Source organism: Nostoc sp. (genome assembly GCF_036919815.1).
GTDB lineage: Bacteria > Cyanobacteriota > Cyanobacteriia > Cyanobacteriales > Nostocaceae > Nostoc.
Window position 1 is genome coordinate 22,079 of record NZ_JBALCE010000079.1, and the last position, 24,342, is coordinate 46,420.

26 protein-coding genes and 2 pseudogenes are annotated in these 24,342 nt (G+C 41.3%); 16 read left to right on the forward strand and 12 right to left on the reverse strand.

Features of this window, described 5'->3' with window-relative positions; all coding sequences use genetic code 11:
• Positions 1–20: 20 nt before the first annotated feature.
• Together V7K15_RS18610 and V7K15_RS18615 are read right to left on the reverse strand one after the other, a co-directional pair.
• On the reverse strand, positions 21–806 hold the full coding sequence (locus V7K15_RS18610) for an HAD family hydrolase (protein ID WP_334907547.1): 786 nt from the start codon (positions 804–806) through the stop codon (positions 21–23).
• Between the two features lie 138 nt (positions 807–944).
• Positions 945–1,214, reverse strand: a complete 270-nt coding sequence (locus tag V7K15_RS18615; RefSeq protein ID WP_442949695.1) for a Rieske 2Fe-2S domain-containing protein — start codon at positions 1,212–1,214, stop codon at positions 945–947.
• Between the two features lie 191 nt (positions 1,215–1,405).
• Here V7K15_RS18615 and V7K15_RS18625 point away from each other — a divergent pair, with 191 nt between their 5' ends.
• The 7 genes from V7K15_RS18625 to V7K15_RS18655 all read left to right on the forward strand — a co-directional run bounded on the left by V7K15_RS18625 (position 1,406) and on the right by V7K15_RS18655 (position 7,694).
• Positions 1,406–1,738 carry a hypothetical protein gene (locus V7K15_RS18625; protein ID WP_334907492.1) on the forward strand — a complete coding sequence of 111 codons (333 nt, stop codon included), beginning with the start codon at positions 1,406–1,408 and terminating at the stop codon, positions 1,736–1,738.
• Between the two features lie 261 nt (positions 1,739–1,999).
• The gene (locus V7K15_RS18630; RefSeq protein ID WP_334907494.1) at positions 2,000–2,125 is read left to right on the forward strand and encodes a hypothetical protein; all 126 of its coding nucleotides are present in this window, start codon (positions 2,000–2,002) and stop codon (positions 2,123–2,125) included.
• Between the two features lie 327 nt (positions 2,126–2,452).
• Positions 2,453–2,584 carry a hypothetical protein gene (locus V7K15_RS18635; RefSeq protein ID WP_334907496.1) on the forward strand — a complete coding sequence of 44 codons (132 nt, stop codon included), beginning with the start codon at positions 2,453–2,455 and terminating at the stop codon, positions 2,582–2,584.
• Between the two features lie 87 nt (positions 2,585–2,671).
• Positions 2,672–4,018: a GTP-binding protein gene (locus V7K15_RS18640; RefSeq protein WP_334907498.1), complete on the forward strand. Its 1,347-nt coding sequence runs from the start codon at positions 2,672–2,674 to the stop codon at positions 4,016–4,018.
• 206 nt (positions 4,019–4,224) lie between these two features.
• The gene (gene mutS, locus V7K15_RS18645; protein WP_334907500.1) at positions 4,225–6,819 is read left to right on the forward strand and encodes a DNA mismatch repair protein MutS; all 2,595 of its coding nucleotides are present in this window, start codon (positions 4,225–4,227) and stop codon (positions 6,817–6,819) included.
• 119 nt (positions 6,820–6,938) lie between these two features.
• A complete protein-coding gene (locus tag V7K15_RS18650) occupies positions 6,939–7,088 on the forward strand; it encodes a type II toxin-antitoxin system YhaV family toxin (protein WP_442949696.1) in 150 nt (49 codons plus the stop codon).
• A gap of 219 nt (positions 7,089–7,307) precedes the next feature.
• A complete protein-coding gene (locus V7K15_RS18655; RefSeq protein ID WP_334907501.1) occupies positions 7,308–7,694 on the forward strand; it encodes a hypothetical protein in 387 nt (128 codons plus the stop codon).
• Positions 7,695–7,713: 19 nt separating this feature from the next.
• Here V7K15_RS18655 and V7K15_RS18660 read toward each other — a convergent pair whose 3' ends face one another.
• The 3 genes from V7K15_RS18660 to V7K15_RS18670 all read right to left on the reverse strand — a co-directional run bounded on the left by V7K15_RS18660 (position 7,714) and on the right by V7K15_RS18670 (position 10,035).
• The gene (locus V7K15_RS18660) at positions 7,714–8,295 is read right to left on the reverse strand and encodes a hypothetical protein (RefSeq protein WP_334907503.1); all 582 of its coding nucleotides are present in this window, start codon (positions 8,293–8,295) and stop codon (positions 7,714–7,716) included.
• 2 nt (positions 8,296–8,297) lie between these two features.
• Positions 8,298–8,672 (reverse strand): hypothetical protein, encoded by a 375-nt coding sequence (locus tag V7K15_RS18665; RefSeq protein ID WP_334907505.1) that lies wholly within the window; start codon positions 8,670–8,672, stop codon positions 8,298–8,300.
• A 76-nt stretch (positions 8,673–8,748) separates the two neighbouring features.
• Complete coding sequence (locus tag V7K15_RS18670; RefSeq protein ID WP_334907507.1) at positions 8,749–10,035, reverse strand: lipid-A-disaccharide synthase; 1,287 nt, start codon at positions 10,033–10,035, stop codon at positions 8,749–8,751.
• Positions 10,036–10,137: 102 nt separating this feature from the next.
• Here V7K15_RS18670 and V7K15_RS18675 point away from each other — a divergent pair.
• A pseudogene (locus V7K15_RS18675) lies at positions 10,138–10,965 on the forward strand (Rpn family recombination-promoting nuclease/putative transposase).
• Positions 10,966–11,053: 88 nt separating this feature from the next.
• On the opposite strand, the gene V7K15_RS18680 reads toward V7K15_RS18675, so the two are convergent.
• Positions 11,054–11,155: a DUF2283 domain-containing protein gene (locus V7K15_RS18680; RefSeq protein WP_334907552.1), complete on the reverse strand. Its 102-nt coding sequence runs from the start codon at positions 11,153–11,155 to the stop codon at positions 11,054–11,056.
• 75 nt (positions 11,156–11,230) lie between these two features.
• The gene (locus tag V7K15_RS18685; protein WP_334907509.1) at positions 11,231–11,593 is read right to left on the reverse strand and encodes a hypothetical protein; all 363 of its coding nucleotides are present in this window, start codon (positions 11,591–11,593) and stop codon (positions 11,231–11,233) included.
• A 535-nt stretch (positions 11,594–12,128) separates the two neighbouring features.
• On the opposite strand from V7K15_RS18685, the gene V7K15_RS18690 reads away from it, so the two are divergent.
• The 5 genes and pseudogenes from V7K15_RS18690 to V7K15_RS18710 all read left to right on the forward strand — a co-directional run bounded on the left by V7K15_RS18690 (position 12,129) and on the right by V7K15_RS18710 (position 19,728).
• A complete protein-coding gene (locus V7K15_RS18690) occupies positions 12,129–16,115 on the forward strand; it encodes a magnesium chelatase subunit H (RefSeq protein ID WP_334907511.1) in 3,987 nt (1,328 codons plus the stop codon).
• A 259-nt stretch (positions 16,116–16,374) separates the two neighbouring features.
• Positions 16,375–16,795, forward strand: a pseudogene (locus tag V7K15_RS18695) (XisH family protein).
• On the forward strand, positions 16,783–17,118 hold the full coding sequence (locus V7K15_RS18700; protein ID WP_334907513.1) for a XisI protein: 336 nt from the start codon (positions 16,783–16,785) through the stop codon (positions 17,116–17,118). Before V7K15_RS18695 ends, V7K15_RS18700 begins: the two are co-directional and overlap by 13 nt.
• 377 nt (positions 17,119–17,495) lie before the next feature.
• Positions 17,496–19,250 (forward strand): AIPR family protein, encoded by a 1,755-nt coding sequence (locus V7K15_RS18705; protein WP_334907515.1) that lies wholly within the window; start codon positions 17,496–17,498, stop codon positions 19,248–19,250.
• A gap of 25 nt (positions 19,251–19,275) precedes the next feature.
• Entirely contained in the window at positions 19,276–19,728 is a 453-nt protein-coding gene (locus V7K15_RS18710) for a hypothetical protein (RefSeq protein ID WP_334907517.1), read from the forward strand.
• Between the two features lie 199 nt (positions 19,729–19,927).
• Here the strand turns inward: V7K15_RS18710 and V7K15_RS18715 are convergent, their stop codons facing one another.
• The 5 genes from V7K15_RS18715 to V7K15_RS18735 form a co-directional block, all read right to left on the reverse strand.
• On the reverse strand, positions 19,928–20,371 hold the full coding sequence (locus tag V7K15_RS18715; RefSeq protein ID WP_334907519.1) for a type II toxin-antitoxin system VapC family toxin: 444 nt from the start codon (positions 20,369–20,371) through the stop codon (positions 19,928–19,930).
• A complete protein-coding gene (locus V7K15_RS18720) occupies positions 20,359–20,580 on the reverse strand; it encodes a hypothetical protein (RefSeq protein ID WP_334907521.1) in 222 nt (73 codons plus the stop codon). The genes V7K15_RS18715 and V7K15_RS18720 overlap by 13 nt, the downstream gene beginning before the upstream one ends.
• Before the next feature lie 117 nt (positions 20,581–20,697).
• On the reverse strand, positions 20,698–20,880 hold the full coding sequence (locus tag V7K15_RS18725) for a hypothetical protein (RefSeq protein ID WP_334907523.1): 183 nt from the start codon (positions 20,878–20,880) through the stop codon (positions 20,698–20,700).
• A 384-nt stretch (positions 20,881–21,264) separates the two neighbouring features.
• Positions 21,265–21,888 (reverse strand): TenA family protein, encoded by a 624-nt coding sequence (locus V7K15_RS18730; protein ID WP_334907525.1) that lies wholly within the window; start codon positions 21,886–21,888, stop codon positions 21,265–21,267.
• 50 nt (positions 21,889–21,938) lie between these two features.
• On the reverse strand, positions 21,939–22,709 hold the full coding sequence (locus V7K15_RS18735; RefSeq protein WP_334907527.1) for a pentapeptide repeat-containing protein: 771 nt from the start codon (positions 22,707–22,709) through the stop codon (positions 21,939–21,941).
• A gap of 67 nt (positions 22,710–22,776) precedes the next feature.
• Here V7K15_RS18735 and V7K15_RS18740 point away from each other — a divergent pair, with 67 nt between their 5' ends.
• The 3 genes from V7K15_RS18740 to V7K15_RS18750 all read left to right on the forward strand — a co-directional run bounded on the left by V7K15_RS18740 (position 22,777) and on the right by V7K15_RS18750 (position 23,767).
• Positions 22,777–22,917 carry a hypothetical protein gene (locus V7K15_RS18740; protein WP_334907529.1) on the forward strand — a complete coding sequence of 47 codons (141 nt, stop codon included), beginning with the start codon at positions 22,777–22,779 and terminating at the stop codon, positions 22,915–22,917.
• 387 nt (positions 22,918–23,304) lie between these two features.
• Positions 23,305–23,571: a type II toxin-antitoxin system HicA family toxin gene (locus V7K15_RS18745; protein WP_334907531.1), complete on the forward strand. Its 267-nt coding sequence runs from the start codon at positions 23,305–23,307 to the stop codon at positions 23,569–23,571.
• A complete protein-coding gene (locus V7K15_RS18750) occupies positions 23,555–23,767 on the forward strand; it encodes a type II toxin-antitoxin system HicB family antitoxin (RefSeq protein ID WP_334907533.1) in 213 nt (70 codons plus the stop codon). The genes V7K15_RS18745 and V7K15_RS18750 overlap by 17 nt, the downstream gene beginning before the upstream one ends.
• The last annotated feature ends 575 nt before the right edge of the window (positions 23,768–24,342 follow it).

Genomic DNA, 24,342 nt, shown 5'->3' on the forward strand with positions numbered 1-24,342 from the left:
ATTGCAACATATTTAATAGATTAAAGCCAAGCAGAGAAATTTTTGGCAAATTGAGACAGTGATAACAACTGAATCTGCCGATCATTTTGGGCAGCTTCGCGTTCTGCTTGGGTATTATAGCCCCAGTCTGCAAGGAACAGTTTCACATCTTCAAAGTCTGGTTGCTGTTGGACTAAATGCAATGTCTTGAGTCTATCTTCTACAAACCATAGACTAACTGGCTTTTTATCTGCGGCTTGAATTAATTCTCGCAGAATTTCAAATTTTGGACGCTTGACTTCTTTACCAAAAATTGCTGCTGCTGGTAAATTCACTCCCTGTTGTTGTAACAACTGCTGTATAAAACGCCCTTCTTTAGTTGTCACAATGTATAGCTTAACTCCACTGTCAAAAGTTAATTTTATTTTTTCTACTACACCCGGATAAAATCTATGCAGACTTAGCCAACCGTCTAAATCGGTGGTAATCCATTCATCCCGTTGGTTATCTAGTTTCGCACCAATTTCTCTTGCTTGTAGCTTGTCATTTAACAAAAGTTTCGGGGCGATGCTTGCCCATTCCTGAAGAATTTTTTCATCAGTAATCCCATCTACCAAGGCTTTGATTAAAACGGGCATTTCCCAACCTGTTTCAATTACAGGTCGCAGACGATAGAATCTCAAAGCTAAATCATCTGGTGGTGTGTCGTTAGCAGGCGACCAAATTTGACAGTAGGTGCGCCATGATACCTCAAAATATTCAATTAGTCCGTCGCAAATCACTCCATCAAAGTCCAGGGCTAAAATCGTGGGACTACTTGCGGTCATTGTTTTGAGGATTAAAACTGCTGTTGTCAGCTTACCTGACAAATTCAAATCATGCAGTAATTTTTGTTAGTTTTTTATAATTTATAACTTGCTCAAAAAGTATGGTGGCATTGTCCAATGTGATTTGATACTGGTAGGTTAAGGAGGATCTACAGCAGGTTTGTGATCAATAAAACGAACTTGCTTTTGCTTGACTAGTACAGTGATTAGTGCTAAAGAAGGCTTGGCTGGTCTATGAACGACTCGACCCTGAGAATCGTATTGAGACCTATGACAAGCACAAATAAAGTGATTCTTCTTAAGATCCCACTCAAATGTACATCCTAAATGGGTGCAAATTGGATTGATATGCCAAGGGAAGTGAAGGAGATTCCTACGTGAAAATGATAGAGGCGAAAACCCGCACAACTATAGAAGCATTTGGGGAAAAATATACTCTGTTTCAACCAAAGAAGTAAATTTTTTAGAGCAAATATCTAACCTAAGACGTATTCCTCTCTAATCTATTCTTAAAGTCTCTCTAGAGAAAGAACTCTTTATTTCTTCGATTTTTTAGAGTGTTACTTGTAAAGCTACGTTTTTCAATATCTGGAAAAGCTATGACTGATCAAAATCGAGGAAATGAAATTAATCAACCAGTAAGTGAAGATACAGATTTACGCGAAAAACCGAATGTGAACGAAAGAAACCTGACTGCAAATCCGGGAGATAAAATTGCTGATGAGCCTCAATCAGTTGAAGAAAAGGCTAAACAGGTAGCTGTTGATGATGTACCAGACATTACAGGCGACAAAATCACAGTTCCCACTTACTTCGTTGTGGATGAACCCAACGGCGAAAAGAAAGCACTCCACCACGTTAAAGATGCTGAAGAGATTTCTGACGTAATTCGGCAAGCACGACTTGACGAAAATGGAAATCGGATCTGGTAGTAGTCCTTCATTAAAAAGACATGGGGACACTGGGAGTTTTTTCTTTGCGTCCCCGTATTTATCTTGTTTGAGCAAGTTAGGAATAAGAATTAAATAACATACAATTTATGTCCCTGGCTTACCTCACCCTCAATCCCTCTCCTTATAAAGGAGAGGGAAGCTAGAGACAAAATGAAGTTTTCCATTTTATTTTATACTGCCAGCATTACGGAAAATTTTGCTAACTAAATTAGGGATACACTCAGCAGCGAGTCCGAAATAATGGTTTCCGTGCTGAAAAGCTGCGGCGGGAAGGAAAATTTACACTTTACTCAGAAGCGATCGCAATATAACAATCCAGCATCGACGGCGCAAGGCTGTGAGTTAAATTTGCCACAATTTACGTAAGGGCGATCGCTAAAACTTCAACATATTTTGATTAAAAACATTTTTTAGCGACCAAAGATTAAAGGTTCCAAGAAGTCGTTACTTGCACCTTTGACATTAGAGTATATAGCTTCAATAATGTTTTTACGTAGCTTAGAAAGTCGCCAAAAAATAATAAAATCGGTAAAGTTTTTTGGACTCATAGTAACATTGTGCTGCTCACGGAATTTTTAATCACTCTACCGATTTGTACATTGATAACTTTATCCTTCTTATTGCCTTTATTCACTACTAGGTTGTTCGCTTCCATTGGAACCTCGAACCACTCTACATCGATTCCTTGGATAGATGATGCTTCTGAATGTGAACATACTAGCAGAAACTGGTGCGATCGCAAGTATTGGGATAATCAACACAATCCTATGTTCTGAATGGATACCGCACAAAGAAGTTATGCAAACTCTTCTGACAATTGCTTAATTTGACAAAATAGGTTAATAGTCTGGAAATTAGATCAAAATGGATATGTAGCCTGTTGTTTGTCCAACCTTGAATCAACCTAACTTTGTGCGTAATCTGCAAGAAACTCACTTAAATCGTGCCCGCGCCAGTCTTAGACAAGCGCTGTCTTGGTATGGATATCTTCGCAAGTCAGGACAGCTTTCATCTCACCCAGAATTGGCAGGTTTGATGAAACCGGAATTGGAAGCTTTGAATTCTACACTCAACAAGCTGGACTCTAACGTTATTAGAATTGCCGCTTTTGGTTTGGTGAGTCGTGGAAAGTCAGCAGTTTTAAATGCCTTGCTGGGAGAGAAGATTCTGCAAACTGGGCCACTCAACGGTGTTACTCAATGGCCGCGTTCCGTCCGTTGGCAGCCAGGGGGTAAGGTGTTAGTAGAGTTAATTGATACCCCCGGATTAGATGAAATTGAGGGTGAGTCACGGGCGGACATGGCACGAGAAGTGGTGTCTCAGGCGGATTTAATTTTGTTTATCGTGTCTGGTGATATCACGCGCACTGAGTATCAAGCACTGCTAGAATTGCGGCGATCGCAAAAACCGTTAATTTTAGTATTTAACAAAATAGACCTTTACCCAGATACAGACCAGGGAGCGATTTACCAAAATTTGCAACAACTGGGTGCAGGGAATCCTCAAGGGAAGCCTCTACTACCTGATGAAATTGTGATGGTGGCGGCGGAACCAGCACCAATGGAAGTACGGGTTGAGTGGTCTGATGGTCGTGTGAGTTATGAATGGGAGACACCACCACCGCAAGTAGACGAACTCAAAGAGACAATTCTGAATATTCTGAATCGGGAAGGGCGATCGCTTCTGGCTTTAAATGCACTCATCCAAGCACGAAATGCAGAAGCCGCGATCGCTCAAAAAACCATCGATTTACGCGAACAAGAAGCCGAAAATATCATTTGGCAATTTACCAAATATAAAGCTTTGGCAGTAATGCTCAATCCCATCGCTTTTTTAGATATCCTTGGCGGAACCGTTGCCGATTTGGCTTTAATTCGCGCTTTAGCTAGATTGTATGGTTTACCGATGACTAGCTATGAAGCCGGGAAAATTTTAAAAACGATTTTATTTAGTTCTGGTGGTTTGCTGCTGGGAGAATTAGGTAGTAGTTTGCTTTTGGGTTTGGGTAAGAGTACGGCGGCAATAACCAGTGGTGACAATCCCAGCAATATTACTGCCTTTGCTGGCAGTGCGATCGCTCAAGCTGGTATTGCCGGTTATGGAGCATACTCTGTTGGCAAAGCTGCTCAAGTGTATCTCGAAAAAGGCTGCACTTGGGGACAGTTGGGCGCTAGCAGCGTCATTCAAGAAATTCTTTCTCAAGTTGATCAGAACACAATTCTGTATCGTCTGCGACAGGAATTAGGATTAAAGTTATAAGATTTTTGAGTTGTGTTCGGAAAAGTTTCTGTTAATACTTCTATACGCCGAAGTGATCGCCTATTCACCACTTTAACAGCAACAATGGCGACATCAGCAAGCTAATATAACGAAGGGTAAAAAATTCTTGTGCGATCGCAATTCCTCTCTAACATCAAGCTATCATCGGATATTGGGGAATTTCCGTGCGTAACTCAGTAGCATCTATGACCGCTTCTCACTCTGAAACTCCATCTACCAAACCCGACGCGAGTACTTTTATTTCCGACCATCGACAGGTAGACCGCACCAAGCTAAGTCAAATGTACCTGCACTATGTCGAGACGAAAGATAAATATCCTCACGCCGTATTGCTGTATCGGGTAGGAGATTTCTTTGAATGCTATTTCCAAGATGCTGTAAAACTAGCGCAAGAATTGGAATTAGTCCTAACTAGCAAGCAAGCTGGGGAACAAGGACGGGTGGCGATGTCGGGTGTTCCGCATCACGCATGGGAACGCTACGCGACGCTGCTGGTAGAAAAAGGCTATGCAGTCGTAATTTGCGACCAAGTGGAAGATGCTTCGGAAGCGGCTGGTAGATTGGTGCGGCGGGAAGTAACGCGCATCTTGACTCCTGGCACTTTGCTAGAAGAGGGAATGCTCAAATCAAGTCGCAATAATTACTTAGCAGCAGTGGTAATTGCCGCAAATCATTGGGGTTTGGCTTATGCAGACATCTCCACAGGCGAATTTCTCACAACTCAAGGTAGTGATTTAGAACATTTGACACAAGAATTAATGCGCTTGCAACCTTCAGAGGTGTTAGTTCCAACAAATGCGCCCGATTTGGGTAGTTTGCTGCGTCCGGGAGAAACTTCGCCACATCTTCCCCAGTGTTTGCCAGCATCATTTTGTTATAGTTTGCGATCGCAAGTTCCCTTTTCCCAAGCTGAAGCTAGACCTAGATTATTGCAGAAATTTAAGGTGCGATCGCTCGAAGGACTCGGTTGTGATCATCTTCCTCTCGCTGTCCGTGCGGCTGGCGGTCTTCTGGAATATTTGGAAGATACTCAAAAAGAAAACCCCGTTACTCTTCAAAGACTCCGCAGCTATACTGTCACCGACTACCTAATTGTTGACAATCAAACCCGCCGTAACCTGGAAATTACTCAAACTGTCCGGGATGGCACTTTTCACGGTTCCCTACTCTGGGCGTTAGATAAAACTAGTACAGCAATGGGTGGGCGGGCTTTGCGGCGATGGTTACTGCAACCACTACTCGATATTAAAGGCATTCGGGCGCGGCAAGATACCATCCAAGAATTGATGGAAAATACGCCCCTGCGTCAAGATTTGCGGCAGTTGTTACGCCAAATTTATGACCTAGAACGCTTGACAGGAAGGGCGGGTTCTGGTACGGCTAATGCTAGAGATTTAGTAGCTTTAGCAGATTCCCTCTCACGCTTACCAGAATTATCCAGCTTAGTAACTGAGGCGCGTTCTGCATTCCTCAAAGCTTTGCAGAAAGTCCCAAGTGTGTTGGAAGAATTAGCACAAAAGTTACACGCGCATCTTGTGGAGTCGCCACCCATACAAATCAAGGAAGGCGGATTAATTCGCCATAGCGTAAATTCCCTGTTGGATGAGAGAAAAGCGACTGTAGAAGCGGATCAACAATGGATTGCCAATTTAGAAGTTGATGAGAGGGCTAAGACAGGAATTTCCACACTGAAGGTAGGATTTAACAAAACTTTTGGTTATTATATCAGTATTTCCCGCACCAAATCTGATCAAGTACCCGCTAATTATATCCGCAAGCAAACCCTGACCAATGAGGAACGTTACATCACCCCTGATTTGAAGGAACGCGAAGCCCGAATTCTCACAGCGCGGGATGATTTAAATCAGTTGGAATATGAGATTTTTACGGCATTGCGGGAAGAGGTAGCACAAGAGGCGGAAGTAATTCGCAATCTGTCTCGTGCAGTGGCGGCGGCAGATGTGTTGTGTGCTTTGGCTGAGTTGGCGGTGCATCAAGGTTACTGTCGTCCAGAAATGTTGTCAGGAAGGGAGATAAACATTGTTGATGGGCGTCATCCGGTGGTGGAACAGTCTTTACCTGCGGGTTTCTTTGTGCCGAATTCGACTCAATTGGGGAATGGGGAATCGGGAGTAGGGAGTAGTGAAGAAGAAATTTCCCCACTCCCCGATTTGATTATCCTCACCGGGCCAAACGCTAGTGGCAAAAGTTGTTATTTGCGTCAGGTGGGATTGATTCAGTTAATGGCGCAGATTGGTAGTTTTGTACCAGCTAGGTTTGCCAGATTGGGAATATGCGATCGCATTTTCACGCGTGTAGGTGCAGTAGATGATCTTGCAACTGGTCAATCTACGTTTATGGTAGAAATGAATGAAACGGCGAATATTCTCAATCATGCCACATCTAGGTCACTGGTGTTGTTAGATGAAATTGGCCGCGGGACAGCGACATTTGATGGTCTTTCTATAGCTTGGGCGGTGGCGGAATATATAGCAGTAGATATTCGGGCGCGAACGATTTTTGCTACTCATTATCACGAGTTAAATGAACTGGCTAGCATTTTACCGAATGTGGCTAACTATCAGGTAACAGTCAAAGAATTACCCGACCAAATTATCTTTTTGCATCAAGTCCAACCGGGAGGCGCTGATAAGTCTTATGGGATTGAGGCGGGAAGGTTGGCGGGTTTACCAGCAGTGGTGATTCAACGGGCAAAACAAGTTATGGGGCAAATTGAGAAACACAGTAAGATTGCGATGGGGCTGCAAAATCTGGATTAATGTCTCACCATCTTTCCTTAACAATAGACATCTCCAGAAATTAAATATGCCTTACCCAGAACCCTTGTTTTGACGTAGCACTGCTACGTCAAAACAATTCTTTTTCACTTTTATCTCTAATGCAAGCCGATGCATTGCGTGATAAATTACTTTTTAGGGCGTTTGATACGGAACAGTTGAAAGTAATTGTAATTTTGTGGTTAGGATTTCCACGTAAAGAAGGGGCGAAAAATGACTGCTACCAGGTGTTTACTAAGATGGTTGAATGAGGGACATTTCCAGACAGTTTAGATGAGTTGTTGACAGATTGTGAGGTAACGGAGGATCAAGCAGATTAGAGGTTTTCTCTGCCGTAAAATAGCTTAAAGGAGCAGGAGAGTTGCCAAGTAGTTAAAATTTTGTTATGATTTATGCTTAAAATTGCATAAGAGGTTTATTTAGCATCTACTAAAAGCTAAAGTTGACCCTTTGCAGGACTCCCGTAACCGATGCTGACTGAAATTTTGCCTTTCCGCTTTGAGTTAGACACGATCGCGATCGCCGGAGCGAGTTTGTGGTCATTGGCGCTATATCTAGGTTTATCAAGAGTCAATGAATGGGTAATCGAGCAACTCAATCGCTGGTTTAATTTTGCGGAGCGATCGCTTTATACCAGCCAGACAGAGTTTGAAAAGACTCGTAAAGCCAGAGAATCCCAAAACGCTTTTTATGCTTCTCTGTTCAGCATCGCGCCTTTTTTGGTAGTTGGTGCTTTATTGAACTGGGGTCTGGAAATTAGTTTAGGTGAGAGTTGGGGAATTAGTACAGGAATATTAGCTTGTATGGGCGCTGGCATTTATGAACTTGGCCGCAGGGATGGAGAATCTTCAGATTAATTGTTAGCAAATCAGAAGTTCACAAAGATTGTTCGAGAACCTTTTTCAAGGGTGACTTGATATTATAAGACCTTGCCTGTTCTCGAACTATCAGTTCAATAATTGCATAAGCTAGATCGTGAAAAAATGCTTTAGAAGAGCCTATTTCGCCAAATGCACCCCATCTAAAAGAAATTTCACCAGAGCCAAATATGTTGCTAACTCCAGTTTCTTGAAGCTTCAATTTTGCGCCATCAACAACACTTGGGGCGTACTCTTCAGTTATGCCAACTCTCACTATATCTAAGGATGATGCTAGAGTTGTATTGAGTTGGCGCTCAAATTCAGTTGAAATACTAACCTTTAATACTAATTTGCCAGAGTCATTTGGCTCAAAAATAGCACCTAAGCAGCCATACAAAAATCTAGCTCCTAGAGGCGCTAATATCTCAATCATTACTCCTCTTTTTGAAAATGAACCAATTTTTATATTATCAAGGATGATTTCTATCCTTTCATCTATTACAGGATAAAAAACAGGTTGGGAATCTCCAGGAAAATATAATGGTTCATCCTGCCAAATACGAGCTTTTCCCGTTAAACCTAAATCAAGTGCTTTCATATTTACTCAATTCCCCAAGCTTTTCTCCAATTTCTATTGAAGTCCTCTGGATAAGCTTTAATTACTTCAGGATGATACAAGCTGTATGGTGATATACCATAATATGCTATGGCCATAGGATGAGCCGTATACCAATCATAACCTTGTTCCATTAGTGCAGCCTCTTTTAGTTCATGAAAGTAGAAACTAGCATCAGCTCCAGAAATTTTCTGTCCCAAATCTAAAGTTTGCTCAAGTCTTTCAATCATTTTTTGGCTGGGTAAGAATTCATCAAACTTACTTATGTGCTTCCTAATAATCTCCAGTTTTTCATGCTCAAGATCATACTGTTTATCAGTTAAGGTTCCAAGAAAATTTTTGTCGGGATTTACAGACAAAAGAGTAACTCACTTTTACCTAAATGCATCACAGTTTTTCAGTATAGACATAAAAAATCACTATTTAAAATTCAAATTAATTTTTGCCCATCTCCCACGATTTATCAATTTCCTCGCCAACAATCTGTGCGATCTTCTGGGCTGCGCCGCTTTCGCCACGAATATTACGGAGTTTAGTGCGGATATTATCCAATTTTTCTGGATGCGCTAACAAGTCTAAAACCATTTCTGCAACTTCTTGCGGTTGAAGTTTACCCATAAGTTCTGGCACAATCTCTTCCTTTGCCCAGATATTTGGCCATGCTAATAAACCTTTGCGTCTCACAAATCTCAGGAATAACCAATTAATCACCTTAGCAAAGGGCGTACCTACCCCTGGCAGATTTGCCAACAACCCAGGTAAACCATCCCAAGAACGCATCGCGTCAAGTTGCTGTGTTGGCAGCAAAACAATCATTGGCACTCCTAAAGCGCCGAGTTCAGCAGTGTTTGCCCCCACTGTAGTTAAGCAGATGCAGCACTGGGATAATAAATCATATGCAGGGTTTTCTTGCCACAGTTCCACAGTTAAGCCCGTTGTTGTTTTGAGCAATGCCTTGCTTTTAGCATCCTCCGGGACAATTAAAGAAGCACTGCCAAAGCTAAAGATTTCAGCAATAGAGTTCTTTTGGGGATCAGCAAAACTAGCTAAAGTTTGTAAATCCAAAGTTGGGGCTACAGGGATCACAAATTTGGTTTGTGGTTTTTTAGCGTGGATGTATTCGGCGATCGCTAAACATAATGGCACACCTTGAGCTAATTTTGCCGCCTTTGACCCAGGTAAAAGGCCTATTAGTTCGGTCATTTGTCCTTTGTCCTTTCCTAAAGACGAATGACTACTAGCTTCTACCATCAAATCTCCGACAACGGTGAATTTGTGAGCATATTTCTGGGGAACACGGGCAGCAACTTCGGGTTTCATCACGCCAAAGCGGTCAATCCAGTTATGCCAACGGGCTGACCATTCGGCGTAAACTACTGTGCGATATCCGAGTTTTTTGCCTATGACTACGGGGAAAATTTGATCGCCACCAAGGAAAACAATTACACCGCAACTTCTCCAGTCCCAATTCTCAAATGTTTTCCCCCAAAGCAAAAATTGCCAGAAATGCTCTGCTCCTTGAACTCTATCTACTTCTGGGTAAGAAAGTGCGATCGCGGCTTCTTTTCCACTGGCATTTGAGCAAGGCGATAATACCACAGAAATCCTCACTACAGAACGGTCATCCCCTAGTTCTTGCCGCAACGCCTTCACTACTGGGCGCACCCAGGTTGTTACCTCACCTGGGGCATTTGATAAGATGAGAATATCTACTTGAGTCATTAGTTAATGGTTAAGAGTTAGGGGTCATTAGTCAAGAGGCAAATATTACTTAATTCGTTCCTAATTTATAGAGGCACAACATTAATGATATAATTGCAGACTATGTTCGATAATGTCTGCAAATTTCTCGCAGAGTCATTTTCAACCGACTTTGCAACATGGCTACTCGGTGAACCAATTACACTTACCGAACTTAGTCCATCTGAATTATCCCTCGAACCCATCCGCGCCGACGCACTAATTTTATTGCAGTCGGATGAGCTTGTTCTCCATCTGGAATTCCAAACTGTACCCAAAGCTGATATTCCCTTTCGGATGAGTGATTATCGTTTGCGGGTGTATTGAAAATTTCCCCATAAACGAATGCGTCAGGTAGTGATTTACCTAAAACCAAGCGATTCTGAGCTAGTTTATCAAACGGAATTTGTTCTAGAAAATAGTCTACACCGATTTGAAGTAATTCGACTTTGGGAACAGCCAACTGAAATATTTTTCAATTCTCCAGGTTTGCTACCGTTTGCAGCTTTAAGTCAAACTGAAGATCAAACGCGAACTTTAGAAGAAGCTGCCCAAGTTATTGAAGCACTCACCGACACTCGAATACGCAGTAATGTTGCTGCATCAACAGCAGTATTGGCTGGGCTAGTATTAGATAAAGAGTTGATTAAAAGAATTTTGCGGAGTGATATTATGCGCGAATCTGTGATTTATCAAGATATTCTGCAAGAAGGGCTTGCACAAGGTTTTGAACAAGGACTTGAACAAGGGCTTGAACAAGGTATTGAACGAGGTATTGAACAAGGTATTGAACAAAAAGCTCAAGAAATCGCCATCAAAATGATTCACAAAGGTATCGATATTGAAACAATAGTAGATTTTACAGGTTTAACTATTGAACAAGTTCAACAATTACAGAACACTGAGTATTGATTTGAATGATTATCCCGTTCCCCCTGTGGAAATATTATTGGGAATGTTGGTTTGGATGGTGCGGGAAGGTTGAAGAATAATGCAGAATTCAGAATATCGAATACTCTAGGGAACGTGGATTATCGATTCTTTTGGAAGCGTCTAATATTTCTAGCCCGATAATATTTCCATTTTCGTCGTAATCTAAAATTACCCCTGGCTTTTCTTCGTCACATCTTCTATGGGTACATTAATCAATATAATTCTTAATATATTTACTTCTGGGTCATAGATAATTTTCATATTTTTCAATCTTACTGGTTTTACTGGCAACACGGCTACCAAAAGCATCGTAGATATACTTTTGCTGGGAAGTACCAGAAGCACAAGAACTAGTCACCCCAATCGACCGATTTTCCCTGCCAACTCCCACAAAATGATATGTATTTTTAATTGGATTAATTAAAAATAAACGAACACCATCAAGAAGATCGCATAAAGATATAAAAACCATCATCGAATGATTTATATTTGATAGTTTTGAGGATATGATTCCATATCTTCCTTGAACAGTAAGATGACCTCTGCTGTAACTATCAATTTTTTCTTCAAATTCAATTTGTTCTAGTTCTATTTTAAAAATTAGCATATCAGAATCCAGAATCAATTAGTGGAGGATTCACCCAAAAGTTAAGCCAGTTGCTTGGGCAGGTTTTGAACAGGGTATTGAACAAAAAGCTCAAGATAAGAACGATCCGAAGAAGATTTTGAAACAGTTGGAAGCTAAACTTTATTCTTAGTTAAGAAATATAGTAATTAGGCGATTTCTACCACGAGCTACGCCTACACATTTCGCCAAACATTTCCAATTTTACAACCCGCTTATGCGGGTTTTGTTTTCTCAATATAATATTATACTTATATAACTATTTAACGATTAAAAATAATAAATATTACAAAAAATTTACAAACAAGTGAGCAAATACTTTTATACACAATAAATAATTACAAAGAAATATTTCGTTTTTTATATCAATTTGTGTCAGATACAGGATAAAATGCCCAGTGGGCAAGCGTTTTCTGATAAAAAACACATATTGCCGAAAAATAACGAAGTCAACTGTGGCTGATCATGCCGCTAGGAACTTCGAGTAGAGAACACGCATCAAAGGAGCCGAAGAAGCATGTTCACACACGTCAAGTCCACCATTAGACACATTGCGCCAGATAACTTACGCGGACGTAATTTAATCAAGGTGGTCTATGTCGTGCTAGAGTCCCAGTACCAGAGTGCTTTGTCGCAAGCGGTTCGCACGATTAACGCGAACAATCCCGACTTGGCGATTGAAATCAGTGGGTACTTGATTGAGGAACTCCGCGACCCAGAGAACTATGAGGAGTTCAAACGAGAAATTGAGAGTGCGAATATCTTCATCGCTTCCCTCATTTTCATTGAAGACTTAGCACAGAAAGTAGTAGCAGCAGTAGAACCACACCGCGATCGCCTGGATGTTTCCGTTGTCTTTCCCTCGATGCCAGAAGTAATGCGCCTGAGTAAAATGGGCAGCTTTTCCCTGGCACAGTTGGGTCAGTCAAAAAGTGCGATCGCGCAATTTATGCGGAAACGCAAAGAAAAATCCGGTGCGGGATTCCAAGATGGAATGCTGAAGCTTTTGCGAACCCTGCCGCAAGTGCTGAAGTTTCTACCAATGGAAAAAGCCCAGGATGCCCGAAATTTCATGCTCAGTTTTCAGTATTGGCTAGGTGGTTCTCCAGAAAATCTGGAAAACTTCTTGCTGATGCTAGCTGATAAATACGTATTTAAAGGTTTAGAGAAACAAAATTTTGCACCTTCTACATATCAGCAGCCGGTGGTTTATCCCGATTTAGGGATTTGGCATCCTTTGGCTCCCAGTATGTTTGAGGATGTCAGAGAGTACCTCAACTGGTATACATCTCGTAAGGATATCTCTAATGATCTCAAAGATCCCTTAGCTCCTTGTGTCGGGTTGGTATTGCAACGCACTCACCTAGTTACAGGTGATGATGCCCATTATGTAGCAATGGTGCAGGAATTGGAAGCATTAGGCGCACGGGTATTACCTGTGTTTGCTGGTGGCTTGGATTTCTCCAAACCTGTAGATGCGTACTTCTACGAACCAACTACCAACATACAGTTAGTAGATGCAGTAATATCACTGACTGGTTTTGCTTTAGTGGGTGGCCCAGCCAGACAAGATCATCCCAAGGCAATTGAGTCACTCAAACGCTTAAACCGTCCTTACATGGTGGCGTTACCTTTAGTTTTCCAAACCACAGAAGAGTGGATGGATAGCGATTTAGGGTTACATCCGATTCAAGTAGCTTTGCAAATTGCGATTCCCGAATTGGATGGGGCAATTGAGCCGATTGTCTTATCAGGTAGGGATGGGACTACAGGGAAAGCGATCGCACTGCGCGATCGGGTTGAAACTGTGGCCGAACGTGCCTTAAAATGGGTTAACCTCCGTCGCAAGCCGAAGCTGGATAAAAAAGTCGCCATCACCGTTTTTAGCTTCCCGCCAGATAAAGGCAACGTCGGAACCGCCGCTTACTTGGATGTATTCGGCTCAATCTACGAGGTGATGAAAGCCCTCAAAAATAACGGTTACGACTTACCAGAATTGCCAGAATCAGCCGAAGCGTTGATGCAAGAAGTTATCCATGATGCCCAAGCGCAGTACAACAGCCCGGAACTCAACGTTGCTTACAAAATGTCGGTTCCTGAGTATGAGGCGCTGACCCCTTACTCTCAACGCTTAGAAGAAAACTGGGGACCACCTCCGGGACATCTCAACAGCGATGGGCAAAACTTGCTGATTTATGGTAAGCAATTCGGTAACGTCTTCATCGGCGTGCAACCTACATTTGGTTACGAAGGCGATCCGATGCGGCTGTTGTTCTCCCGTTCAGCTAGTCCTCACCACGGTTTTGCTGCCTACTACACGTACCTAGAGCAAGTTTGGAAAGCTGATGCAGTACTGCACTTTGGTACTCACGGTTCCTTGGAATTTATGCCAGGTAAACAGATGGGGATGTCTGGTGACTGTTATCCAGATAACTTAATTGGTTCAATTCCCAACTTGTATTACTACGCAGCTAATAATCCGAGTGAAGCGACAATTGCCAAACGCCGGAGTTATGCCGAAACAATTTCTTACTTGACACCTCCGGCAGAAAATGCTGGTTTGTATAAAGGTTTGAAGGAACTCAGCGAATTAATCGCTTCTTACCAAACCTTAAAAGATAGTGGACGCGGTGTTTCCATTGTCAACAGCATCATGGATAAATGCCGGATCGTGAATCTGGATAAGGATATTAATCTGCCAGAAACCGATGCCAGAGAGATGAGTGCCGACGATCGCGATAATATTGTTGGCAACGTCTACCGCAAGTTGATGGAAATTGAGTCCCGGTTGTTGCCTTGTGGTTTGCACGTCATTGGTAAACCGCCAAGTGCAGAAGAGGCGATCGCAACTCTGGTCAATATTGCTAGTCTAGATCGTCAGGAAGAAAGACTTCAAGGCTTACCCGGAATTATCGCCAATAGCATTGGGCGTAATATTGACGATATTTATCAAAGTAATGACAGAGGCATTTTAGAAGATGTCCAGTTATTGCAAGATATCACCTTGGCAACCCGTGCAGCAGTTACCGCCCTTGTCCAAGAGCAAATCGACGCGGAAGGACGAGTTTCTCTGGTTTCCCGGTTGAATTTCTTCAACATGGGCAAAAAAGAACCTTGGGTAGAATCATTGCATAAAGCAGGTTATCCCAAAGTTGATACCGCTACACTCAAACCCTTATTTGAGTATTTGGAATTCTGCCTGCAACAAGTTTGTGCCGACAACGAACTAGGAGCATTACTCAGAGGCTTGGAAGGTGAATACATCCTACCCGGCCCTGGTGGCGATCCCATCCGCAACCCGGATGTATTGCCCACAGGTAAGAATATCCATGCACTCGACCCCCAATCCATCCCAACAACAGCAGCAATCCAATCGGCCAAAATCGTCGTAGATCGGCTTTTGATCCGTAACAAAGCAGAAAACGAAGGAAAATGGCCAGAAACTATCGCCTGCGTCCTGTGGGGAACCGATAACATCAAAACTTACGGTGAATCCCTAGCGCAAATTATGTGGATGGTGGGTGTGCGTCCAGTTCCCGATGCCTTGGGACGTGTGAACAAGTTGGAATTGATATCTTTAGAAGAGTTGGGACGTCCCAGAATAGATGTGGTAATCAACTGTTCTGGTGTATTCCGCGATTTGTTCATCAACCAAATGAACCTGCTAGATCAAGGCGTTAAAATGGCAGCCGAGGCAGATGAACCCTTAGATATGAACTTTGTTCGCAAACACGCTTTGCAACAAGCTGAGGAAATGGGAATTAATCTGCGTCAAGCAGCAACGCGCGTTTTCTCCAATGCTTCTGGTTCCTACTCGTCAAATATTAACTTGGCCGTAGAAAACAGCACTTGGGATAGCGAAGCCGAGTTGCAGGAAATGTATCTCAACCGGAAATCCTTCTCCTTCAATTCCGATAACCCCGGAATTATGGACGAATCACGCGGGATTTTTGAAAGCACATTGAAAACTGCTGATGCAACTTTCCAAAATCTCGATTCTTCCGAGATTAGCTTAACGGACGTTTCCCACTACTTCGACTCCGATCCCACTAAGCTGGTGGCAAGTCTGCGCGGTGATGGTAAAAAACCAGCATCTTATATTGCAGATACAACTACAGCTAACGCGCAAGTGCGGACATTATCGGAAACCGTACGTTTGGATGCTCGTACTAAATTATTAAATCCCAAATGGTACGAGGGGATGCTGTCTCACGGTTACGAAGGTGTGCGCGAACTCTCCAAGCGGTTGGTGAATACAACAGGTTGGAGTGCGACAGCTGGCGCTGTAGATAACTGGATTTACGAGGATACTAACGAAACCTTCATTAAAGATGAAGAAATGCAGAAACGGTTGCTGAACCTTAATCCCCATTCTTTCCGCAAGATTGTATCAACTTTGTTGGAAGTTAATGGACGCGGTTATTGGGAGACTAGCGAGGATAATTTAGATCGTCTGCGCGAGTTGTACCAAGAAGTTGAAGACCGGATTGAAGGGATAGAATAGCTATCAAAAATAGAGGCGTTCTCTAGAACGTCTCTATTTTGCCAACCATTTTTACAGATTACAAAAAATGCGCCTTAAATGAACGTTAGTTCGACAAATCTTTTTTGACCTCTCCCCCAGCCCCTCTCCGACGCGGAGAGGGGAGCAAAAAGCCTAATTTTTCATACTCCTCCCTTTCTGTTTCGGAGAGGGAGGCTGGGAGGGAGAGGTTCATTGAACTCACGTTAAATGAAAAAAATAAATATAATTAGGGGTATGTATGTCTGCTAAAGATGTTTTTCATGAAGTTGTCAAAACAGCTTTACAGAAAGACGGTTGGCAAATTACTAACGATCCACTCACAATTAGCGTGGGGGGAGTTAATCTTTCTATTGATTTAGGCGCAGAAAAGCTGATTGCAGCAGAACGTGAAGGACAAAAAATTGCAGTCGAAGTCAAATAGTTTTTTAGAGAGGTCGTCTGCTATTTCAGAATTTCATACAGCATTAGGACAGTTTATTAATTATAGAGGTGCATTACGACGACGGCAACCGGGGCGTGTTTTGTATTTAGCACTACCTTTAACAACTTACAAAACATTTTTTCAACTTGATTTTCCTAAAGAGATGATAGCAGAAAATCAAGTGAAAATGCTTATATACGATGTAGAGCAAGAGGTGATTTTCCAATGGATAAATTAACTCGATATCGCCAGCTTGTACAGCAGATATTACAGGAATATAGTGAGCAAAAACCCGCTTACGGAAATATAGAAGTTGAAACAATTTTTGATACAGTACGTGACCATTATCAAATAGTTAATGTAGGCTGGGAAGGTCAAGACTGGGTACATAGTTGTATTATTCATATTGATATTAAGGGTGGAAAAATTTGGCTTCAGTGGAATGGTACAGAAGATGATATTGCAGCTAATTTGGTAGCTGCGGGAGTTCCCAAGGAAGACATTGTGTTAGGGTTCCAGTCTCCTTTTATGAGGCAGTTTACAGAATATGCAGTGAGTTAAGAGATGTTTTGAAAATCTCCAAGCGCTACTTAATGAATCTTAACCCCATTCTTTCTGCAAGGTTGTATCAACTTTGTTGGAAGTAAATGGATACGGTTATTGGGAGACTAGCGAGGACAATTTAGATAGTCTGCGCGAGTTGTACCAAGAAGTTGAAGACCAGATTGAAGGGATTGATTAGGTTATAACCATGTATAAATACAAAATCAAGATGTAGAGACGTTATATCTAACGTCTCTACATCTTATAGACGATATTAGTACTTGTGATTTATATCACAGTAATGTATTTTTGTAATATGGTATAGTTAGCAACTGAATCACTTGTTTACTAATTTCTACAACAAAATCTATTTATAATACAGTTAGGAAAAATACATGGCTGGCAACGATAGCATAGTTCTCGATAACATTATCAAGCAAAAAATAAATAAAAGTGGCAATACATTACCTGATGATGAATTCTTTGAAATATTTACATTTGAACAAATATTAAAAAAACACGATCTTTCGTATGACGAGTTAAATTATGGAAAGATAGGAGGAGGCGATGATGGTGGAATAGATGGATTTTTCCTTTTTATTAATAATGATTTTGTGAGTGAGGATACAGAGTTAGATAACTTTAAAAGAAGTCCTCGCATACAATTATTTTTAATTCAATCAAAACGGTCTGATTCTTTTTCTGAGAAAGCTATTGAAAAATGGCTTTCAACTACGATGAATATTTTTGATTTAGAAAAGAATATTGAGCAAATCAAAAAATATTATAACTCAGAGTTAATTAATAAAGTCACTTTTTTCCGCGAATTGTATCTCAATTTGGCATCACAACATCCTTCTATTGAAATAACGTATGTATATGCAAGTAAAGGTGACGTATCAGCTATAAATCAAAAGATATACAATCAATCTGAAGTTTTAAAAGAAAATACTGGTAGATATTTTACCGGAGCCAAGGTTAATGTTAGCTTTGTTGGAGCACGAGAACTAATAGATTCTTCTCGTCTTGAAAAAAGCTATACTTTACAGCTAAAGTTTATTGAAAATTACATTTCGAGAGGTGAAGATAATTACGTTATTTTAGCGTCTTTAAAAGATTATTATAATTTTGTTACTTATGATAATGATGAGTTACGCACATATATATTTGCGTTTAATGTTCGAGATTATCAAGGTAGTAATGTAGAAGTTAATAAAGATATAAAGGCAACTTTAGAATCAAATGAAAAACTAGACTTTTGGTGGCTAAATAATGGAATTACTATTTTATCTTCCAGAGCAAGTGTTGCTGGTAAAACTATTAGCTTAGATGATGTACAAGTTGTAAATGGGTTACAAACAACAAATACTATTTATCATTATATAAAGAATAGAGAAGCTGAAAACAATAATACATTGAATGAAGAAAGATCTGTTCTTATAAAAATAGTTGTCACAAATGATCCAGAAACTAGAGACCGCGTTATCAAAGCAACAAATTTTCAAACTCCTATTCCACCAGCCTCTTTAAAAGCTACAGATCCAATACAGTTAGACATAGAAAATTTCTTTCTAAATCATGAATGGTTTTATGATCGACGAAAAAATTATTACAAGAACACAGGTAAACAACTTGATAGAATCATTAGTATTCCATACCTAGCACAGTCGGTAATAGCAATAGTTTTTCATGAACCAGATATCGCACGTTCTAGACCATCGTCAATACTCAAGAAAGATAATGATTACAAACGTGTTTTCAGTCAAAAAATTAGTCTTGAAGTGTATCTGCTCTGTGCGAGAACGATGAAAAACTTAGAAAGCTCTATTCGTAACTTGATGTCGAGCAAATCAAACGATGTAACTATTAATAAACAGTGGAAACATGCATCACCAATTCGTATATTGATGTTTCATTTAGGGATGCTACTAGTAGTAAAAATACTTCAGAAACGTGATTATAAACCGAAAGATGTAGAATCAATTAAAAATATTGATTTTTCTAATGAGCTTATTATGAATACATTAGCTGAGTTAATTCAATTAACTAATGATTATGTAAACTCCAAAGAAATACCAATCAACATTGGTATCAAGCAAAAAGATTTTGTCACATTTATATTAGAAAATGTGTTGCTAAATCACTTATAAAGCACTAACTCTTCCAAAACAGGCGATGTCTAACGATAAGCTGCTACGTGTCTACGCAGTGTTTTTGAGGTTTTCAGTAAGGCGATCGCCTGCGATCATACAATCAGCGATCACATTATTTTTCATGTTTTCTGCAAGGCGATCGCTCTTGGGAGTGTGCAGAAGTGCGAGCGCTTTGTTTTTGAGGTTTTCTGCAAGGCGATCGCTCTTGGGAGTGTGCGGAAGTGCGATCGCTTTATTTTTGAGGTTTTCTGCAAGGCGATCGCTTTTGGAAATATACGAAGTGCGATCGCACTTACTCTTCCACAGCAAGCGATCGCATTTGCTATTTCAGCGACTACATTTGCTACTTCGCCCACAGCATTTGCTATTTCAGCGATCGCATTTGCGATTTCAGCGACAGCATTTGTTACTTAGGCGACAGTATTTGCTATTTCAGCAATCGCTTTTGGGAATGTGCAAAGTGCCCTCTTCGTAGCTTACTGAAGGTATCGCTTTGTTTTTGAGGTTTCCTGAAAGGCGATACCTACGGTGAGCTTCGCTAACGCACTCACTCTTACACAACAGCGATCGCATTATTTTTGAGGTTTTCTGAAAGGCGATCGCTTACTCTTCCCTAACACGCGATCGCCTACAATGCCATCATACAATCAGCGATCGCAACATACAAAAAAGACTCAAACTATGAGTGTATCCAACACTAACACTGATAACGCTGGTAAAGACGGCAACCGCGCATCATTTGTCAAGAATAATGATGCACCTCCACGAATAGCAGTAGCCATCTGAATAGCATCTGGAGTTCTTAAATTATAATCTGCCCTTAGTTGTGCAGCATTTTCAGCAATATCAGGAAAAACTTCGATAGTAGTCAAACCTTGGGAATTGAGCAGAATGTCACGATATTGTTGAGCTAATACTGTGTTTCCTTGTCGCAAGGGATAGACTAACACTTCCGTGATAGTCAAAACTGATGTTACAACACTAAACTTGCCAGAAAACATTGCTTCAAAAAAAGCATCTGTAACATCCAAATAATTAGGATTTTCTTCAATAAAGTAAATCAGTGGAGCAGTATCCAAGCCCACAATTTGCCCCTGTAGCTGGACTAGCCATTCCATGAATCACGTTCCTGATTAACGTATTCTTGAGCATCAACATCATTCCAAATTTCTTTACCCAAGCCACGCAATTCCAGAATGCTACGCTTTGGCTTAGGTGTCATCGTTACCCGTTGACGAATTAAACTTGACAAGTCTTCAATTAAACGTATTTGCTCCTCAGGAGTTAGGTTTTGAGCTTGCTGTAGTACTTCTTGATAATTAAACATAAATACACTTTAGGCGATCGCTTGCCGCTAGTATCATCATAGAATAAGTTTTGTTTTTGAGGTTTACTGAAAGGCGATGCCAACTCTTGGAGACGCTACGCGAACGGCGGGCTACGCCTACGCTTTTGAGAATGTGCGAAGTGCGATCGCTTTGTTTTTGAGGTTTTCTGCAAGGCGATGTCTACGACGGGCTTCGCCTACGCTGTTGGGAAGTGCAAAGTGTGATCGCTTTTGCTGTGGGTTATGAGGTGTGATTACTCTTGGGGAGATTTTGGGAATATGCAAACTGCGATCGCTCACTCTTTCACAATAAGCGTAGGCGTAGCCCGCCTAAGGCATCGCTTTTTTTGGAGTTTTCTGAAAGGCGATGCCAACTCTTGGAGACGCTACGCGAACGGCCGGCTACGCCTACGCTTTTGGGAATGTGCGAAGTGCGACGCCGAATAGCCCGTCGTAGACATCGCCTACACTAGTATAGTGAAGCAGAAGAAGAAATTAAAGCGATTGAATAGTCTGTAAGCCCGGAGTCTTGCCTGCCTTAATTTTTCAAGCTGCTATTACCATGAATGCTTTAACCGTCAACCTAAAACCAGTACTGGAATTGACAGATGAGCAGTTTTTCCAACTTTAGTTTTATATTTATTTACATACATTGAATTTCTCTCGCCAAATTAATTAGGTAGACTACTCCAAAATCCAGGCATCCTGAAAAAAGTCGCGCTCACAAAACATAGCATAACGGTAGGTTGAATCCACAACAGCATTAGTAGTGGCATAATTGTCAACTAAACTTTCTAATTGTTTTGCTAATGGTTGAAAATCTGCGCTGCTGTAAGTACGAATCCAGTCTGCATATTGATGATTAGGAATACCGTTACGAGCCAACTGTTCTCCTAAAAAGGCATACAAACGCATACAGGGAGACATCGCCGCCGCAGTTAAACCCACATCTCCACCCCAAGCAGTTGCTAACAAAAAGTCAGTATAACGGCGGGTGGCTGTTCCTGGTTCTACAGAATGCAAATTGACTCCCCACTCAGAAGCATAGCCACTATGTAGCCGCAGTTCTTCTAAAACTCCACTAGCTAAGTTATGAAATGTGGTGAAACCTAACCAGTCTGGTGCTTTAGCTGCGGCGATACTATACGCACGGGCAAAAGCTTCTAAGAAAAAAGCATCTTGCCCTACGTAGTAAGCAAATTTCACCTGCTCAAGAGTACCATCGCCAATGCCTTTAACAAAAGGATGCTCTAGGCAAGCTTGGGCTAAATCTTGATTAGTTGTCCATAATTTGTTAGATAAAGTCATCTGTTATTATCCGTTTGTTCTTTCAACTCTCCCCCTGAAAACAGAAGCACTCAAAAAGGTAAGAACTGGAGCAAGACTGAGCCAAGACTTCCCAAAAAGTCAACGAAACTGGGGCTACCAGCGCTTACCTTGTCATTTACGGGTGCTTGCAGTTCTTTAATAAAAGCTTGGGCTGTTTGCGTTCCCAGGCTGTTGCTTTGGGATGTAAACAATTTTTCAGCAACTTGGGCATCTTGGAATGCACCTGGTCTATCTAGTATTTGGTAACGGGCGATACCACGAGCTAAATAAGCACCCGCATATTCTGGTTTAATAGCGATCGCTTGATTAAAATAACTGATTGCTTGCTGTTCGTTGCCTTTTTGCCCTTCTGCTACGCCCCAAGCATAAAATTCTTCTGGTGAAGCAATTTGTAATGGTATACCAACTGCACCCTGGAAGTTAGCGCCATTCAAGTTTGCACCAGTCAGTTCTGCATTTGGTAAATAAGTATTTCTCAAATCAGCACCCGTCAAATTTGCTCCACCAAATTTAGCTTGGCTCAGGTTAACACCAAATAAACTAGCGCCAGTCAAGTTTGCACCCCGCAAATCTGCGCCGCTCAAGTTTGCACGGCTGAGGTTAGCACCTGTGAGATTAGCACCGCTCAAATTGGCTCCAGATAAGTCAGCCATCACTAAACCTGCACTGGTCAAATCACAATTTTGACATTGTTTGGTTGCCAATAACTGTTTGATATGTTCAGAATTTGCGGCTTGTACACTTGTTGTCAAAATAATCGTCGTTAAAAATGTGGCTGCGCTGAAAATTTGGTTTTTCATATTTGCGTAATATTTCTTACTCAATATTTAACATTAACTAAGACGGATTTATACCTCAGCCTATGATATGAGCAATCTCAACATTTTGCCCTCTGTAGTTGCCTATATCACTTATAAATTTGAGTATAGCGGTTCTCAGTTGGGTTCAATAGGCCCGTTGATTGGGGAGTCAGGAGAACTCTACATTATAGTTCCTGGCTTTAATTGAAGTCAGGTGTTTTTTATTCATCTAAGAATCGCTCTAAACACTTCCTGGTTGTGCAAATTTACTTCTTCAGTCTTCTGGCTTGGAGAAGATAAACTTAATTTTGTAAATAAGCTCAGGGTGAATGTTAAAATAACTGCTGTCAAACTGCTAATTATTTATACTGAGGTTAACCCTTGATCGGCGTACTGTTGCCTCTGGAGGCTAAGTACAATATTTGATTAATTTCGTAGCGAATTCTCTGCGTGCCTCTGCGCGACGGCAGTCGCTACAACGGGGGGAACCCCCGCAACGCGCTGCCTCCCCTATGGGTTTAAATTTCAACCCGGAATTCGCCACGATTTTACGCCTTCACGATAGTCAAAACAAACATTAAGATAGTCAAAAAACGTGAGTCAGCAAGACAAACTCTTAGAAAAAATTCTCTCTGGGACTTCTGATACAGATATCCCTTTCGCCCAACTGTGGCAACTCTTATATAGACTAGGCTTTGATGAGCGGATTCGTGGCGATCATCGGATTTTTGTTAAAGCCGATGTTGAGGAGATATTTAACCTGCAACATAAGAGAGGAAAAGCCAAAAGCTATCAAATTAAACAAGTTCGTGCAGTGATTCTCAAATATAAGCTAGGAACTACAAATGATGTTTCGCTATGAAATTATTCTCTACTGGAGTGAATTAGATCAAGCCTTTATTGCTGAAGTGCCAGAGTTATTAGGTTGTGCTGCTGATGGCGATAATTATCAAGAAGCCCTGCATAATGTAGAATTAGTTATGCAGGAATGGATAGAAACAGCTAAGAATTTAGGGCGTCTAATTCCTGAACCTAGACCGCGTTTGATGTATATTTAATTGATACACAAGCCAAATCTAAACAAACTTTGGTATTTTAGCTCATAAAACCGCTTCGGTTGTTGCTGCTTCTGAACTTATATTGATGTTTCAACTAAAGTACCTGAGGCCAACCTCTACAGTTCCGTCGGGCAGTATATAGCGTTTCCTAATCACATGATGTACATCATAGCCCCCTCATCGCTTGCTCTTAGGGGGTTGGGGGTGGGGTTCTTGTACCTCAGTCAACTGAGAACCGCTATAGTTTTCCAGAAAAAAGCGCCATGTTTTCATCGGAAATCTTGAAATTACAGCAGAATTCAAGTATTTGAACCACATCTGTCGTAGGGGCACAGAAAAAGCTCATTGGTGTCAACTTAACGTAGAAGTTAGGGTTGGCAAGCTTTCGAGGTTTGACCCCCAGCCCCTCTCCCAAAATTGGGATTCGGGGTTAGGGGATGAGGGCAAAACGTCTTCTCAAAGCAGATTTTTTCTTAAGTTGACACGTATGAGCATTGCTGTGCCCCTAGCGCGTGGTCTATTTACCTGAAAATAGCTGTAAGGGACTGGCAAATAATAAAAATACTCAACTACTG